Source organism: Paraburkholderia sp. BL27I4N3 (assembly GCF_003386115.1).
GTDB lineage: Bacteria > Pseudomonadota > Gammaproteobacteria > Burkholderiales > Burkholderiaceae > Paraburkholderia.
Map to the genome: position 1 here is coordinate 7,896,535 of NZ_QREJ01000001.1, position 15,251 is coordinate 7,911,785.

General features: G+C 63.6%; 13 protein-coding genes. 11 read left to right on the top strand and 2 right to left on the bottom strand.

What is annotated here, in order from left to right; all coding sequences use genetic code 11:
- Positions 1-58: 58 nt before the first annotated feature.
- The 8 genes from ltnD to B0G71_RS35860 all read left to right on the top strand — a co-directional run bounded on the left by ltnD (position 59) and on the right by B0G71_RS35860 (position 8,859).
- A complete protein-coding gene (gene ltnD, locus B0G71_RS35825) occupies positions 59-949 on the top strand; it encodes an L-threonate dehydrogenase (protein ID WP_116147899.1) in 891 nt (296 codons plus the stop codon).
- A gap of 13 nt (positions 950-962) precedes the next feature.
- Positions 963-2,273, top strand: a complete 1,311-nt coding sequence (gene otnK, locus B0G71_RS35830) for a 3-oxo-tetronate kinase (protein ID WP_116147901.1) — start codon at positions 963-965, stop codon at positions 2,271-2,273.
- Entirely contained in the window at positions 2,270-2,932 is a 663-nt protein-coding gene (locus B0G71_RS35835) for an aldolase (protein WP_116147903.1), read from the top strand. Before otnK ends, B0G71_RS35835 begins: the two co-directional genes overlap by 4 nt.
- Positions 2,933-3,009: 77 nt before the next feature.
- Positions 3,010-4,347 carry an MFS transporter gene (locus B0G71_RS35840; protein ID WP_116147905.1) on the top strand — a complete coding sequence of 446 codons (1,338 nt, stop codon included), beginning with the start codon at positions 3,010-3,012 and terminating at the stop codon, positions 4,345-4,347.
- 69 nt (positions 4,348-4,416) lie between these two features.
- Positions 4,417-5,205 carry a 2-oxo-tetronate isomerase gene (otnI, locus tag B0G71_RS35845; protein WP_116147907.1) on the top strand — a complete coding sequence of 263 codons (789 nt, stop codon included), beginning with the start codon at positions 4,417-4,419 and terminating at the stop codon, positions 5,203-5,205.
- Between the two features lie 16 nt (positions 5,206-5,221).
- Positions 5,222-6,202, top strand: a complete 981-nt coding sequence (gene denD, locus B0G71_RS35850) for a D-erythronate dehydrogenase (RefSeq protein ID WP_116147909.1) — start codon at positions 5,222-5,224, stop codon at positions 6,200-6,202.
- A 368-nt stretch (positions 6,203-6,570) separates the two neighbouring features.
- Positions 6,571-7,773 (top strand): 3-oxoadipyl-CoA thiolase, encoded by a 1,203-nt coding sequence (gene pcaF, locus B0G71_RS35855; protein ID WP_116147911.1) that lies wholly within the window; start codon positions 6,571-6,573, stop codon positions 7,771-7,773.
- Between the two features lie 513 nt (positions 7,774-8,286).
- Positions 8,287-8,859: a hypothetical protein gene (locus B0G71_RS35860; RefSeq protein ID WP_116147912.1), complete on the top strand. Its 573-nt coding sequence runs from the start codon at positions 8,287-8,289 to the stop codon at positions 8,857-8,859.
- 133 nt (positions 8,860-8,992) lie between these two features.
- Here B0G71_RS35860 and B0G71_RS35865 read toward each other — a convergent pair whose 3' ends face one another.
- Both B0G71_RS35865 and B0G71_RS35870 read right to left on the bottom strand, forming a co-directional pair.
- Positions 8,993-9,373, bottom strand: coding sequence for a DUF2917 domain-containing protein (locus B0G71_RS35865; protein WP_116147914.1), 381 nt, complete (start codon positions 9,371-9,373; stop codon positions 8,993-8,995).
- Positions 9,374-9,717: 344 nt separating this feature from the next.
- Complete coding sequence (locus tag B0G71_RS35870) at positions 9,718-11,706, bottom strand: sigma-54-dependent Fis family transcriptional regulator (protein WP_116147915.1); 1,989 nt, start codon at positions 11,704-11,706, stop codon at positions 9,718-9,720.
- A gap of 411 nt (positions 11,707-12,117) precedes the next feature.
- Here B0G71_RS35870 and B0G71_RS35875 point away from each other — a divergent pair, with 411 nt between their 5' ends.
- From B0G71_RS35875 to B0G71_RS35885, 3 genes are read left to right on the top strand one after another with little or no spacing between them, the layout of a single operon-like run.
- The gene (locus B0G71_RS35875) at positions 12,118-13,182 is read left to right on the top strand and encodes an ATP-NAD kinase family protein (RefSeq protein ID WP_116147917.1); all 1,065 of its coding nucleotides are present in this window, start codon (positions 12,118-12,120) and stop codon (positions 13,180-13,182) included.
- A 40-nt stretch (positions 13,183-13,222) separates the two neighbouring features.
- Complete coding sequence (locus tag B0G71_RS35880) at positions 13,223-14,206, top strand: thiamine pyrophosphate-dependent dehydrogenase E1 component subunit alpha (protein WP_106282389.1); 984 nt, start codon at positions 13,223-13,225, stop codon at positions 14,204-14,206.
- Positions 14,207-14,245: 39 nt separating this feature from the next.
- Positions 14,246-15,250 (top strand): alpha-ketoacid dehydrogenase subunit beta, encoded by a 1,005-nt coding sequence (locus B0G71_RS35885; RefSeq protein ID WP_106282388.1) that lies wholly within the window; start codon positions 14,246-14,248, stop codon positions 15,248-15,250.
- The last annotated feature ends 1 nt before the right edge of the window (position 15,251 follow it).

Genomic DNA, 15,251 nt, shown 5'->3' on the forward strand with positions numbered 1-15,251 from the left:
CGAGCTTGAAACGCCCAGTGTTCCGCGCGAGCGTCCAACGAATTCATAGAGGTCAAGCATGTCCAGAAATGTCGGTGTCATCGGTCTTGGCGCAATGGGCCTGGGTGTCGCGCGCTCGTTGTTGCGCGCGGGTCTGCGGGTCCATGCGTGCGATCTGCGCAGCGAGGTGCTGAATGCGTTCGTCGCGGAAGGCGGCGTGGGTTGCGCAACGCCCGCCGAACTCGGCGCGCAGTGCGAGGTGGTCGTCACGCTGGTCGTGAATGCCGCGCAAACCGAAGCTGTGCTGTTCGGCGAGCAGGGCGCGGTTGCGGCGATGAAACCGGGCGGGGTGGTGATCGCCAGCGCGACCGTGGCGCCGGACTTCGCGATCGAACTCGGCAAGCGGATCGAGGCGGCCGGTTTGCAGATGCTCGACGCACCGGTCTCCGGCGGCGCGGCGCGCGCAGCCTCCGGCGAGATGACCATGATGACGTCCGGTCCCGCTGCGGCCTACGCTGCATGCGAGGACGTGCTGGCCGCGATGGCGGGCAAGGTGTATCGCCTCGGCTCAGCACACGGCGCCGGGTCGAAGGTGAAGATCATCAATCAACTATTGGCCGGCGTGCATATCGCGGTGGCCGCCGAGGCGATGGCGCTCGGCTTGCGCGAGGGCGTCGATCCGGATGCGCTGTACGAAGTGATTACGCACAGCGCGGGCAATTCGTGGATGTTCGAGAACCGCGTGCCGCACATTCTGAACGGCGACTACACGCCGCTCTCGGCCGTCGATATTTTCGTCAAGGATCTCGGCCTCGTGCTCGATACCGCACGCCGCTCGAAATTCCCGTTGCCGCTGTCGGCGGCGGCGCATCAGATGTTCATGATGGCGTCCACGGCCGGTCACGGCGGCGAGGACGATTCCGCGGTGATCAAGATTTTCCCCGGCATCGACGTGCCGGCGGCGAAGTGAGGAGGTCAGCGTCATGACGGCTACAACGAAACGCGCGCTGCTCGGCTGCATCGCCGACGACTTCACCGGCGCCACCGATCTCGCCAACATGCTGGTGCGCGGCGGCATGCGCACGGTACAGACCATCGGCGTGCCCGCATCGAATGAAACGGTGGAGGCGGACGCGCTGGTGGTCGCGCTGAAATCGCGCACGATTCCCGCCGCCGATGCGGTCGCGCAATCGCTCGCTGCGCTCGACTGGTTGCGCGCACAAGGTTGCCGGCAATTCTTTTTCAAATACTGCTCGACTTTCGATTCGACGGACGCGGGCAATATCGGCCCGGTCACGGATGCGTTGCTCGACGCATTGTCCGGCGACGGCAGCGTTGGCGCGTTCACGATCGCCTGTCCGGCATTTCCCGAGAACGGCCGCACGATCTTTCGCGGCCATCTGTTCGTCGGCGACACGTTGCTTAACGCGTCGGGCATGGAGAACCATCCGCTCACGCCGATGCGCGACGCGAACCTCGTGAGCGTGCTGCAGCGGCAGACGCAGTCGAAGGTCGGGCTCGTGCGTTATGACGCCGTGGCGCAAGGCGTGTCGGCCGTGCGCGACGCTTTCGATAGGTTGCGTAACGAAGGCGTGCGCATGGCGATTGCCGATGCGGTGTCCGATGCCGACCTCTACGTACTCGGCGAAGCGTGCGCCGATCTCACGTTGATCACAGGCGGCTCAGGTATCGCGCTGGGTTTGCCCGCCAACTTCCGCCGCGCGGGTTTGCTCAAGGAGCAGGCCGATGCCGCGCAATTGCCTCAGGTGAGGGGATTGTCGGCGGTGCTGGCCGGCAGCGCATCCAAAGCGACTAACGAACAGGTCGCGCAGTGGCGCTCTACACGGCCCGCGTTCCGCGTCGATCCGCTTGCGGCCGCACGCGGCGAGAACGTCGTCGAGCAGGCGCTGGCTTTCGCGCAGCCGTACCTCGACAAAGCCGAGCCCATGTTGATCTATGCCACCGCCACGCCCGACGAAGTCAAGGCGGTACAACGTCAGCTCGGCGTGAATGAAGCAGGGCATCTGGTTGAAAACACGTTGGCGTCGATCGCGCGCGGTCTGCACGAACGCGGCGTGCGCAAGTTCGTGGTGGCAGGCGGCGAGACCTCGGGCGCAGTGGTGCAGGCGCTCGACGTGCACACGCTGCGCATCGGCGCGCAGATCGATCCCGGCGTGCCGGCCACCGCCACGACCGGCGCCGAACCGCTCGCGCTCGCTCTGAAATCCGGCAACTTCGGCACGACCGACTTCTTCGAAAAAGCACTGCGTCATCTGAACGGAGCCGCGCAATGACCGGCGCACCCGCACTCCACACCACGGACGAAGCACGCGTTCGCGAGGAAATCTGCGTAACCGGCGCGAGTCTCTATCAACGCGGCTACACGGTCGGCACCGCCGGCAACATCAGCGCGCGGCTCGACGACGGCTGGCTGATCACGCCGACCGATGCCTGTCTAGGCCGGCTCGACCCCGCCGATATCGCCAAAGTCGATCTCGACGGCAACGCGGTGTCCGGCGGCCGGCCCTCGAAAACGCTGGCCTTGCATCGCGGCATCTACGCGCGCAACGGCGCGGCGCGCGGCATCGTCCACACGCATTCGACACATCTGGTCGCGCTGACTCTAGCGGGCGTCTGGCGCGAGACCGACGTGCTGCCGCCCATCACGCCGTACTACGTGATGAAAGTGGGCCACGTCCCCCTGATTCGTTACAGGCGGCCCGGCGATCCGCAAGTCGCTGAACAGATCGCCGCGCTGGCCGACAGCGTTCGCGCGGTGCTGCTCGAACGTCTGGGTCCGGTGGTGTGGGAGCGTTCCGTGGCGCAAGCCGCGTATGCGCTCGAAGAACTCGAAGAGACCGCGCGTTTATGGTTGATGACGAACCCGCGGCCCGCACCGCTCGACGAAGCCGCACTCGAAGAACTGCGCACCGTATTCGGCGCTAGCTGGTAGTCACAGCCGACAAAACACAGCCAGGTCACGTTGCGCTCCACATGACGCATCGGGCTATCCACTGAAGGAGACAATGCATGAGTTCGTATCAGGCCACCTCGAGCCAGCCGATTTCAGCAGCCGCCGCGGGACAACCCGGCGCCGCTGAAGTCGAGCGCACCTATAAGAAAGTATTCTGGCGCATCGTGCCGTTTCTGATGCTCTGCTATGTGGTCGCCTATCTGGACCGCGTAAATGTCGGCTTTGCCAAATTGCAGATGTCGCAAGACCTGGCATTCAGCGAAACGGTGTTCGGTCTTGGCGCGGGCGTGTTCTTCATCGGTTATTTTCTGTTCGAGTTGCCGAGCAACATTCTCATGCACAAGCTCGGCGCGCGCATCTGGATCGCGCGAATCATGATTACGTGGGGCTTGCTCTCGGCCGTGTTCGTGTTCGTGAAGACGCCGATGCAGTTCTACATCTTGCGCTTTCTTCTCGGCCTCGCCGAAGCCGGTTTCTATCCCGGCGTGATCCTGTACCTGACCTACTGGTTCCCGTCGCATCGGCGCGCGAAGATCATTGCGGTGTTCATGTCGGCGATTCCGGTGTCGGGCATCTTCGGCAACCCGCTGTCCGGCTGGATCATGCAGACGTTCCACAACAGCTCGGGTTTCGCGGGCTGGCAATGGATGTTTCTGATCGAAGCGATTCCGGCTATTGCGATCGGCATCGCCACGATCCTGTATCTCGACAACGGCATCGCCAGCGCGAAGTGGCTGAGCGAACGCGAAAAGCGCCTGCTCACCGATGAAATCGCCGCCGCGCAGCCGAAGGAAAAGGCCCAGGCGCACTCGCTCGGCGCGGTGTTCCGCGATCCGCGCACGTGGTGGATGTCGCTGATCTATTTCGCTTTCGTCACGGGGCAATACGGCCTGACGTTCTGGATGCCGACGCTCGTCAAATCGACGGGTGTGACAGGCGCATTCAATATCGGCCTGCTGAGCGCGATTCCGTTCCTGTGCGCAATCGTCGTGATGAATCTGATGGGGCACAGTGCCGACAAGCGTCGTGAGCGCCGCTGGCATCTGATCGTGCCGGCGCTGTTCGGTGCAATCGGCTTCACGGTCGCGGCTTCGTTCGCGGACAACACGGTGGTGTCGATCGCGTTTCTTTCGCTCGCCGCTGCCGGCGTGCTGACCTGCGCGCCGCTCTTCTGGTCGCTGCCCACCGCGTTCATGTCGGGCGCGACCGCTGCGGCCGGCATCGCGATCATCAATTCGATCGGCAATCTCGCGGGATTCGCGAGCCCGTACATGATCGGCTATCTGAAGGATATGACGCATAGCACGCAAACCGGCATGTATGTGCTGGCGGGCATGCTCGTGATCGGCGCGATCGCCACGTGGTTCACGCCGGCCAAACTGGTCAACCGATAAATCGATACGCCCGCGCGGCATGCGTTGCTGCCGCGTGCCGCATCACACCGTTTTCAAGGAGTCGCTGCCATGCCTCGCTTCGCCGCCAATCTCTCGATGATGTACAACGAGCACGCTTTCCTCGACCGTTTCGCCGCCGCGGCGCAAGACGGCTTCGAAGCGGTCGAGTTTCTGTTCCCGTACGATTTCCCCGCCAACGAGATCAAGACGCGCCTCGGCGCGAGCGGTCTGACGCAAGCGCTTTTCAATGCGCCGCCCGGCGACTGGGCCGGCGGTGAACGTGGGATCGCCTCGCTGCCGGGCCGCGAAGATGAATTTCGCCGCGGTATCGATACCGCGCTCGACTACGCGCGCGTGCTCGGCAATCGCAAACTGCATGTGATGGCCGGCCTGATCGGCGCGGATCAGCCGCGCGCGAAACATCGCGAGGTGTACCTGAGCAATCTCGCGCATGCCGCCAAGGCGGCGCAGGCCGAGGGCATCACCGTCGTGATCGAGCCGATCAATACGCGCGACATGCCGGGCTTCTTTCTGACCCGTCAGGACGAAGCGCAAGCGATCTGCGCGGAAGTCGGCGCTGAAAATCTCAAGGTGCAATTCGACTGCTACCACTGCCAGATCGTCGAAGGCGACCTCGCGGTGAAACTCAAGCGCGATATGGCCGGCATCGGCCACATTCAGATCGCCGGCGTGCCCGAGCGTCATGAGCCCGATACGGGCGAACTGAACTACCCGTACCTGCTCGAACTGATCGACTCGCTCGGCTACGACGGTTATATCGGCTGCGAATACCGGCCGCGCGCGGGCACGTCGGCCGGCCTCGGCTGGCTCAAACCGTATCTGAACGCGACCCGCTAACAAGGACGAACACATCATGAAAGTACTCATTACCGGCGGGGCGGGCTTTCTCGGCCAGCGTCTCGCGCGTGAACTGCTCGCGCGGGGCTCCCTGAAAGACGCGCAAGGCACGCCGCAAGCGATCACCGAACTGGTGCTGCTCGACGTCGTGCAAGCCAACGATTTCGGCGATAAGCGCGTGCGCGCGGAAGTGGGCGACATCGCCGAGCGCGGCGTGCTCGAGCGCGTGATCGACGACCAGACTTCGGCGATCTTCCATCTGGCCGCAGTCGTGAGCGGCCAGGCCGAAGCGGATTTCGATCTCGGCATGCGCATCAATCTGGATGCGTCGCGGCTGCTGCTCGAAGTTTGCCGGCAACGTGGCCACCGGCCGCGCGTGCTGTTCACGAGTTCCGTCGCCGTGTACGGCGGCGAATTGCCCGAGGTCGTGCAGAACGACACCGCGCTGAATCCGCAGTCGTCGTATGGCGCGCAGAAGGCGATCGCGGAGTTGCTGCTCAACGATTACGCGCGGCGCGGATTCGTCGATGGCCGCGTGGTGCGGCTGCCCACCATCAGCGTGCGGCCGGGCAAGCCGAATGCGGCGGCGTCGTCGTTCGCGAGCGGCATCATTCGCGAGCCGTTGAACGGAGAAGCGGCGGTGTGCCCGGTGGCGGGCTCGACGCGCCTGTGGCTGCTGTCGCCGCGCAAGGCGATCGAGAGCCTGATCGCCGGACTCGAACTCGATTCCGCCGCGCTCGGTAACCAGCGCGTGTTGAATTTGCCGGGTATTTCGGTGAGCGTCGACGAGATGGTCGCCGCGCTGCGCGAGGTCGCGGGCGACGCGGTTGCCGCGCGGATCGTGTTCGAACCGGATGCGCGCGTCGAAAAAATCGTGGGTAGCTGGCCGGGACGGTGGGATACGTCTCGTGCGGAAGGGCTGGGGTTGAGCGGCGAGCGCAATTTTGCCGATGTAATCCGCAGCTATATCGAGGACGAGCATATCCAGCTCCGCTAGAAACACGCGCCACGCAGTCTTCAGCCCCGTGCCGGCGCCTGGAAAACGGGCCGCCGGCAGGGGCGCATGATTCGTCTGATCCTTCGAGAAAACGCACGCGGCCTGCACGTATTCCCTGGTGCGGGCCTGGCCGTGCTTGACATGGTTTCGGCCGCGCGCCTATTATCGTGTCAAGTTGTTCGATATATGACCGCATGTTCGTATCAAGAACATATTGCGACATTCTCGAGCCCACCGTTCATCATCCTGCGCTAAGCTGAATTGATGCCGCCGCTGCCCAGCAGCCGCTTTCCGGCGCGTCCGGTTCGCACCGGGCCTCAGTTCCGGCCGCGGCGCGGCGCACGCAGCACATCAACTGGAGACATCACATGACCGAAGCATTCCTGTGCGACGCGATTCGCACCCCCATCGGCCGCTATGCGGGTTCGCTGTCGTCGGTACGCGCCGACGATCTGGGCGCCGTGCCGCTCAAGGCGTTGATGGAGCGCAACAAGGACGTCGACTGGAACGCAATCGACGACGTGATCTACGGCTGTGCAAACCAGGCCGGCGAGGACAACCGCAATGTCGCGCGCATGTCGCTGTTGCTGGCGGGCTTGCCGCAGGGTGTGCCGGGCACGACGGTGAATCGCCTGTGCGGTTCGGGCATGGACGCGGTCGGCATCGCGGCGCGCGCCATCAAGTCCGGCGAGGCCGCGTTGATGGTGGCGGGCGGCGTGGAAAGCATGAGCCGCGCGCCGTTCGTGATGGGCAAGGCGCCCACCGCGTTCTCGCGCCAGGCCGAAATCCATGACACGACCATCGGCTGGCGTTTTGTCAATCCGCTGATGAAGAAACTGTACGGCGTCGATTCGATGCCGGAAACGGGCGAGAACGTCGCCACGGATTACAACATCAGCCGCGCCGATCAGGACGCTTTCGCGATGCGCAGCCAGCAGAAAGCGGCGCGCGCGCAACGCGACGGCACGCTCGCGCAGGAAATCGTCGGCGTGACGATCGCGCAGAAGAAGGGCGACCCGATCACGGTGCTGCAAGACGAGCATCCGCGTGAGACGAGCCTCGAAACGCTCGCCAAGCTCAAGGGCGTAGTGCGTCCGGACGGCACCGTTACGGCGGGCAACGCGTCGGGCGTGAACGACGGCGCGGCGGCCCTGCTGCTCGCGAATGAAGAGACCGCCAAGCGCTTCGGCTTGACGCCGCGTGCTCGCGTGCTGGGTATCGCCACGGCCGGCGTTGCGCCGCGCGTGATGGGGATCGGCCCGGCGCCCGCCACGCAGAAACTGCTGGCGCGTCTGAACATGACCATCGATCAATTCGACGTGATCGAACTGAACGAGGCGTTCGCTTCGCAAGGCATCGCGGTGCTGCGCGCACTCGGCGTGGCCGACGACGACGCCCGCGTCAATCCGAACGGCGGCGCGATCGCACTGGGCCATCCGCTCGGCATGAGCGGCGCGCGTCTCGTGACCACGGCGATGTATCAACTGCATCGCACGCAAGGCCGTTTTGCGCTGTGCACGATGTGTATCGGCGTCGGCCAGGGCATTGCGATCGCGATCGAGCGGGTGTGATCGTTCAGCGGCTTAGTCCGCGTCACGGTTGAAGCTGCTGGATGAAACAGCCTCGTTGCTCACGCGACGAGGCTGTTTCTCTTTGTGCTCAACGCGCATGGGGCGCATATCGAATCAGCATCGAATCCGATCTAATGACACGCGCGATAATGCCTGAATATCCAGAAAAATATTGATTGCCGATTCGGCAACCATGCAGTATCCGCTTAATGCTGGGTGCATTTAAAACCTGTGGTTCGTTTTGAATGGCGGTGGCAATCTCGCGTCGTTGTCGTCTGGCAGGACGCCGCTGCGACGCCACGTCGCGGCACATTAGAGGGCTGCGTGCATTTATTTGAAAATCACAATTCAATCAATTGCGGGCCGTTGTAAGGCATGTAAAATCATTTGCGCCGTACCTTTTGAAAACTATCATCCTGAAGACACACAGGCACTCATGGAGTTATCAATCGGCATCTCGCGGTTTCAGATCGCCGTCACGCTGCATCAAACAATTTCTCGAGGAGCATGCATATGAAGGCAACGACCATTGGAGCAGCGTTGGTGTTCGCGGCGTTGGCCGCAGCCCAGCCCGCCTGGGCGCAAGATGCCATGGCCAGTGCCGCGCAAGGCGTCGTCAGCTCGGTGGAGCCGGTGCACGTGCGGGCGCAGATCGTCGGTATCGATCCAGGCACACGTACGCTCACGCTCAAGGGGTCGGGCGGCAACGTGGTGGTCGTGCTCGTGAGCCAGCAGGTGGAGGGTTTCGACAACCTGAAAGTGGGTGATCAGGTCGACGTGCTCTACAAGAATGCGCTGCTCGTGAAGGCCGAGAAGGTCACCGGCAAGGACAAGGGCATTCGCGCGCGTGTCGACACGCAGGTGTATGCCCCGGCTTCGGGCGGCTTCGAATCGGCGCGCCAGATCGAAGTGCTCGCCACCGTGCAGAAGATCGATCGCAAGAAGCGGTTGGTCACGCTGCGCGGCGCGTATCAGACGCAAACCCTCGAAGCCGGTCCGGACGTCGATCTGAAAGACGTCAAGGTCGGCGATACGATCCACGCGGTATTCGTTTCAGCGGCGGCCGTGCAGGTGACGCCGAAGTAAGCATATAAACAGTCTTGCGCCATCGCGCGTACATGCAAAAGAGCGTGCGAGCAAACACCCCTCGTTTGCAGGGGTGTTTGTGTCTTTCCCGCCGCGTGTGATGCCTCGCGGAGCCGCGCTGTCACGAACTCGGCTAACGTGGCGCAGGCGGTCCCAGACTCAACCACGCGAGTCGTCCCAGCCAGCGTCTGAGCAGACCGCCTCGCGCCGGCAACGCATAGCTCAACGACACGCGCGCGACGCATTCGCCATCGGTACTCAGCCACACACGCTCGCCGCGTTGGAGTTGAAATGTGTGGCCCGGATCGAGCCAATGATCGTAAGGTGAACTGACGCGTGTGAGCCAGAGGCGTGCGCCCTGCACGGCGAGCATGCTATCGGCCTCCACACGCCAGCTCAGCGTCGCACCTGGCGTCACTGAAAAATGCAGCACCAGCCTCGGCAGACGCTCGTCCTGCCGATACGCCACCAGACTCGAGTCATCATCCATGCACTGCGGGCTTGCCTGATCCATCTCGTTCTCCGTCATCAAGCCGGCTGACGGAGGCGCCCACAAAACAAAAGGCCCCTTCCGTTACCGGCGGGGCCTTGGGGATGTGTTACGCAGATTCAGACTGCTAACGCGCACGTACTCCCAATGGCCAGCCGATGATGGCTCGCTTCGGGTGTGTAATCGCATTCGCGATGGAGATGTGCGTCAACATGAGATCGAGTGTGCCGTTTTGCCGCAGGTCTTGTCAATCGAAAAGATCGCAATCCATACAAACGGGTATGTGAAATGGAATACGAAAACGCGTAGTGGCAATGGCGACTCGGGCGTCTTGCGCGTGGCGGCGCATCGCACTGACAACGAGCGCTTCAACGTCGATGCGGCGCGACGATGCCCAACGACGCAATACGCCGATACAAAGTGGCGCGCGACATGCCGAGCGCTTGCGCTGCCGCGTTGGGCCGCCATTGATGGCGGGTGAGTGCGTCGATAATGCGCGCACGCTCCTCGTGCGGATCCTGCCGCGCGTCGCGTCGCCGGCCGTCTTGCGGATCGATCCGCAATAACGCCGGTTTGTGCACGGCCTCGGGCGCGAGCAACGCCGCCATATCCGGTGCGACATGGCGCAATTCCACGCGTGCGCTGTCGCAGATCGCGCACGCGTACCGCATCACGTTGCGCAACTGGCGAATGTTGCCCGGCCATGCGAACCCTGCAAGACGTTCGGCGAGTTGTGGATCCAGCGTGAGCACGTGGCCGGCCATTTGCGCTTCTTCGTCGAAGACCGCGTCGATCACGTCGCGGATATCCGCGCGCTCGCGTAGCGGCGGCATCGGCAAACATGCGCCGCTCAGCCGGTAATACAGGTCTTCGCGAAACGTGCCGGCCGCGACCATCTGCGCGAGATCGCGGTGCGTGGCGCAAATCACGTCGATATCCACGCGCACGGGCGCATCGCCGCCGAGCGGCGTCACTTCGCCTTCGGCCAGCACGCGCAGCAGACGCGTTTGCAGATCGAGCGGCATGTCGCCGATTTCATCGAGAAACAGCGTACCTGTATGTGCCTGTGCAATCTTGCCGCGCGCGCCGCGGCTGCGTGCGCCGGTGAAGGCGCCGGGCGCGTAGCCGAACAATTCGCTTTCGATCAGGGATTCGGGAATCGCGCCGCAATTCACGGCGATAAACGGCCTCGCACGCCGCGCGCCCGAATCGTGCACCGCGTGCGCAAACACTTCCTTGCCGACGCCGGTCTCGCCGAGAATCAGAATCGGCAGACGTTTGCCCATCACGCGCAGCGCCACGGCTGCGTTGTGCGCGATCTGCGGCTCCGCGCTGTGCAGAAAACGCCCGAGCGCACCGAGTTGCAGATCGTCTTGCGACGCGCTTTGCGACGACCGTGCGGCGCCGCCGTTCATCGTGGACGCCGAGCGCGAGACGCGCCTGAGCGGCGCACGAATCCGCGCATACAGCGTGGTCCCGGTTGCGCGCAGGCGTAAGCCGACAATCGCATCCGTGCGCGCGATGTCGTGCAGATGCGAGCCCGATGTGTCGAATACATCGTCGATGTGGCGTGGACCATTGAGCGCCGGAATGCACTCGCGCGCCTTGCGATTGGCGGCGACGAGATTGCCGCACTCGTCGAAGGCAATCAGCACTTCGGGCTGCGCCTCGACAAAGTTGCGGCTCGAATGGCCGAACAGAACCCAGTGCTGGCTAGTTTGATTGAGGAAGTATCCGTCTTCGATCAGACCGGCGCTTTGCCGCACCAGTTGAAACACGAGCCGCTGACTGTCGCGGTTATCCGGCGACTGCACGGCGGATGCATCGAGCACGCCGATCATCTCGCCGGTCGGTGCGAAGATCGGCGCCGCGCTGCAGGTGAGCGTGGTAAACGCAGCGCGGAAATGATCGGTCTTGTGAACGATGATCGGCGCGAGGTCGGTCAGTACATTCGCCACACCGCAGGTGCCTTCCTCGCGCTCCGACCAGCATGAACCGATATACAGCCCTGCATGCTTGAAATCGCTGCGGCGTTCGCGGTCGATCCGGTAATCGATGGTGACGCCGTGCGCGTCGGTGAGCATCACGCAATAGTCGGCGACGCGAATCATGTCGTGCAGACGTGACAGACATTGCCCGGACGCACGCAGAAAGTCCTCTTCCTTGCCCTGCACTTCGCGCAATTCGGCGGACGTCAGCACGCGCGGTCCGATCACGGCGCCTGGGTCGAGCCGGTACTGTTCGAACGAACGCTGCCACGACGAGACGAGCCGCGGAGAATCGGCAGGCGCGGGCAGGCGTCCTTCAATGGCGCCACGCACGCGATCGATGTGCTGGGTCTGCGAGAGGTAAGGCATGGTCGGCTCCAGGCGAGCGACACACAGTGAGATCAGGGCTTCTTGTATCACATCCCGCTTGATGAATCACACTGCAATGCAGCACGCGAGACGCGTGAGACGTTTGTCTCAGTCTCGGGTGAGACGTTGAGGCTTGCCGCGCGGATCGAGGCGGCTGAAGGGTTTGCGCGGCGTGTTCGGTTGCGTCGTGCCGGTTGCGAACGTCGCAAGCGGTCGGCGTGAGACGCCCGTGACGCTGCATCGCGCGGCGGTGGTTCGATGTCTCGCCCGCATGGCAATGCGCAGAGCCCTTTAAATACGGCACTTTCGTGTGGCGTCACGATTTTTCAGCAAATTGGCACACCCTTTGCAGTGTCCTGCGCATGACAAAGCGCCGCCGTTCGACGACGGCGTAGAAAGGAGACAAGCACAGTGCCATCGCCCATCACCGTCGGCGTGATCGCGAACCCGGCGTCGGGTCGCGACATTCGTCGTCTTACTTCCTACGCGTCGGTGTTTCCGACCTCCGAAAAAGCCAACATGGTGGTGCGCCTGCTGGCCGGGCTCGGTGTGCTCGGCGTGACCCGCGTGCTGTGTTTGCGCGACCGGACCGGCGTGGCGGCGCTGCTGCTGCGCGCGCTCGACACGCACGATGCCGTCGCCGCGCAACAGCGCTGGCCCGACGTCGAGTTCATCGAGCAGCCGATCACCGACAGCGTCGCCGATACCCACGCCGGGGTCGCCGCGATGCTGAAGGCGGGTGTCGAACTGATCGCCGTACTCGGCGGCGACGGTACGCATCGCGCCGTCGCCGCCCATTGCGGGAGAGTGCCGCTGCTGACCTTGTCCACCGGCACCAATAACGCCTTTCCGGATTTGCGCGAAGCGACCGTGGCCGGCCTTGCGGGCGCGCTTGTCGCGTCGGGCGCGGTGCCGCCGGACGCGGCGCTGATGCGCAACAAGCGGCTCGTGGTGCGCTGCACGGCCGGGCCGAATCGCGGTCGCGAGGAGATCGCGCTCGTCGATGTCTGCGTGAGCCGCCAGCGCTTTGTCGGCGCGCGGGCCGTGTCCGATCCGGCCGATATCGAAGAACTCTTTCTCACGTTTGCCTCGCCCGACGGCACCGGCCTTTCGTCGATCGGCGGAGCGTGGGCGCCCGTGGAGCGCACCGCGTCGCACGGTTTGCATCTGCGCTTTGCCGCACCGGGCGAATCCGGCGTGCCGCTGGTGGCGCCGATTGCGCCTGGCCGCGTCGAGCGCGTGCTTATGCGCACGTGCGAACGCGTCGAAGTCGGCGTGTGGCGGCCGCTCGACACCGAGCACGGCACGCTCGCTTTCGACGGCGAGCGCGAAATCGAACTGGAGCGCGGCGACCGCTATGAGATCGCGCTGGACTGGGAAGGGCCGTTGACCGTTGACGTCGAACGCACGCTGCGTTTCGCGGCGTCACGTCAACTGGTGCGGGAAGTGGCGAACGTGGTTGCGCATCAAAAGTAGGTTGTAGGCAGGCAGTGCATTCATTCCAAGGAGACACACCATGTCGGTTTCAACTGAGTTGAGCAAGGAAGAACTACTGAAGGCGTATCGCATGATGCGCACGATCCGCGAGTTCGAGGAGCGTCTGCACGTGGAATTCGCGACCGGCGAGATTCCCGGCTTCGTGCATCTGTACGCGGGTGAAGAGGCGTCCGCCGTCGGCACGATGCTGCATCTGAACGACGCCGATTATGTGGCGACCACGCACCGCGGTCACGGCCATTGCATCGCCAAGGGCGTGGACGTGCGCGGCATGATGGCCGAGATCTACGGCCGCAAGACCGGCGTGTGCCATGGCAAAGGCGGCTCGATGCATATCGCCGACCTGTCGAAAGGCATGTTGGGCGCGAACGGTATCGTCGGCGCGGGTGGGCCGTTGATTTGCGGCGCGGCGCTGGCGGCGAAGTACAAGAAATCGGGCGGCGTGGGCGTGTGCTTTTTCGGCGACGGTGCTTCGAATCAGGGGGTGATTTTCGAATCGTTGAATCTGGCTTCGGTATGGCGGCTGCCGGCGATTTTCGTGGCGGAGAACAACGGCTACGCGGAAGCGACATCGTCGACGTGGTCGGTGGCAACCGACAACATTGCGGATCGCGCGAGCGGCTTCGGCATGCCGGGTGTGATCGTGGACGGCTTTGATTTCTTTGCGGTGCATGAAGCGCTCGGTGAAGCGATCGAACGCGCGCGTCATGGCGGTGGGCCGACGCTCGTCGAAGTGAAATTCTCACGCTATTTCGGCCATTTCGAAGGCGACGCGCAAACCTATCGCGCGCCCGGCGAAGTGCAGAAACTGCGCGACGAGAAGGATTGCCTGAAGCGTTTCGAAGAGCGCGTGGTGCGCGCCGAAATGCTGAGCGCGGATCAGTTGCGCGGCGTGGATGCCGAGGTGAAGAGTCTGATCGACAGTGCGGTGACCGAAGCCAAGGCTGCGCCGCTGCCGACTGCGGAAGATTTGTTGAGCGACGTCTACGTGTCTTATCCGTAACGCACGGCATTGCACATCTAAACGATTCTGGAGACAGACATGGCACGCAAGATCACATTCTCTCAGGCAATCAACGAAGCCCTGAGTCAGGAAATGGCCCGCGACGAAACCGTCATCGTGATGGGCGAGGACAACGCGGGCGGCGCCGGCTCGCCTGGTGAACAGGACGCGTGGGGCGGCGTTCTCGGCGTCACGAAGGGACTCTTTCACAAGTATCCGGGCCGCGTGCTGGACACGCCGCTTTCCGAAGGCGGCTATGTCGGCGCGGCGGTCGGCGCGGCGGCCTGTGGCATGCGGCCGGTCGCGGAGCTGATGTTCATCGATTTCATGGGCGTGTGTTTCGACCAGATCTTCAACCAGGCCGCCAAATTCCGCTACATGTTCGGCGGCAAGGCGGTGACGCCGGTCGTGATTCGCGCAATGCAGGGCGCGGGCTTGCGCGCGGCGGCCCAGCATTCGCAGATGCTGACTTCGCTGTTCACGCACATTCCCGGACTGAAAGTGGTCTGCCCGTCGACGCCGTATGACGCGAAGGGTCTGCTGATTCAGGCGATCCGCGACAACGATCCGGTGATCTTCTGCGAACACAAGTTGCTATATGGCCGCGAAGGCGAGGTGCCCGAAGAGTCGTATGCGATTCCGTTCGGCGAAGCGAACGTGGTGCGCGACGGCGACGACGCCACGATCGTCACCTACGGACGCATGGTGCATTACGCCACCGAAGCCGCTGAAAAGCTCGCGAAGGACGGCATCCAGGTGGAGGTGATCGACTTGCGGACAACCTCGCCGCTCGACGAAGAAACGATCCTGGAGAGCGCGAACCGCACCGGACGCGTGGTCGTGGTCGACGAAGCGAATCCGCGCTGCTCGATCGCCACCGACATTTCCGCGTTGATCGCGCAGCGCGCGTTCCACTCGCTCAAGGCGCCGATCGAAATGGTGACCGCGCCGCATACGCCCACGCCGTTTGCCGGCGTGCTCGAAGACATGTATATCCCGTCGGCTGCGCAGATCGCCGAGGCCGTACTGAAAGTGAGGGCTTGAG

Coding starts and splice junctions, on each gene's coding strand:
- B0G71_RS35840 (WP_116147905.1), top strand. CDS start 3,010: ATGAGTTCGTATCAGGCCACCTCGAGCCAGCCGATTTCAGCAGCCGCC.
- B0G71_RS35865 (WP_116147914.1), bottom strand. CDS start 9,373: ATGGATCAGGCAAGCCCGCAGTGCATGGATGATGACTCGAGTCTGGTG.
- B0G71_RS35885 (WP_106282388.1), top strand. CDS start 14,246: ATGGCACGCAAGATCACATTCTCTCAGGCAATCAACGAAGCCCTGAGT.
- denD (WP_116147909.1), top strand. CDS start 5,222: ATGAAAGTACTCATTACCGGCGGGGCGGGCTTTCTCGGCCAGCGTCTC.
- otnK (WP_116147901.1), top strand. CDS start 963: ATGACGGCTACAACGAAACGCGCGCTGCTCGGCTGCATCGCCGACGAC.
- B0G71_RS35880 (WP_106282389.1), top strand. CDS start 13,223: ATGTCGGTTTCAACTGAGTTGAGCAAGGAAGAACTACTGAAGGCGTAT.
- B0G71_RS35835 (WP_116147903.1), top strand. CDS start 2,270: ATGACCGGCGCACCCGCACTCCACACCACGGACGAAGCACGCGTTCGC.
- otnI (WP_116147907.1), top strand. CDS start 4,417: ATGCCTCGCTTCGCCGCCAATCTCTCGATGATGTACAACGAGCACGCT.
- ltnD (WP_116147899.1), top strand. CDS start 59: ATGTCCAGAAATGTCGGTGTCATCGGTCTTGGCGCAATGGGCCTGGGT.
- B0G71_RS35860 (WP_116147912.1), top strand. CDS start 8,287: ATGAAGGCAACGACCATTGGAGCAGCGTTGGTGTTCGCGGCGTTGGCC.
- B0G71_RS35870 (WP_116147915.1), bottom strand. CDS start 11,706: ATGCCTTACCTCTCGCAGACCCAGCACATCGATCGCGTGCGTGGCGCC.
- pcaF (WP_116147911.1), top strand. CDS start 6,571: ATGACCGAAGCATTCCTGTGCGACGCGATTCGCACCCCCATCGGCCGC.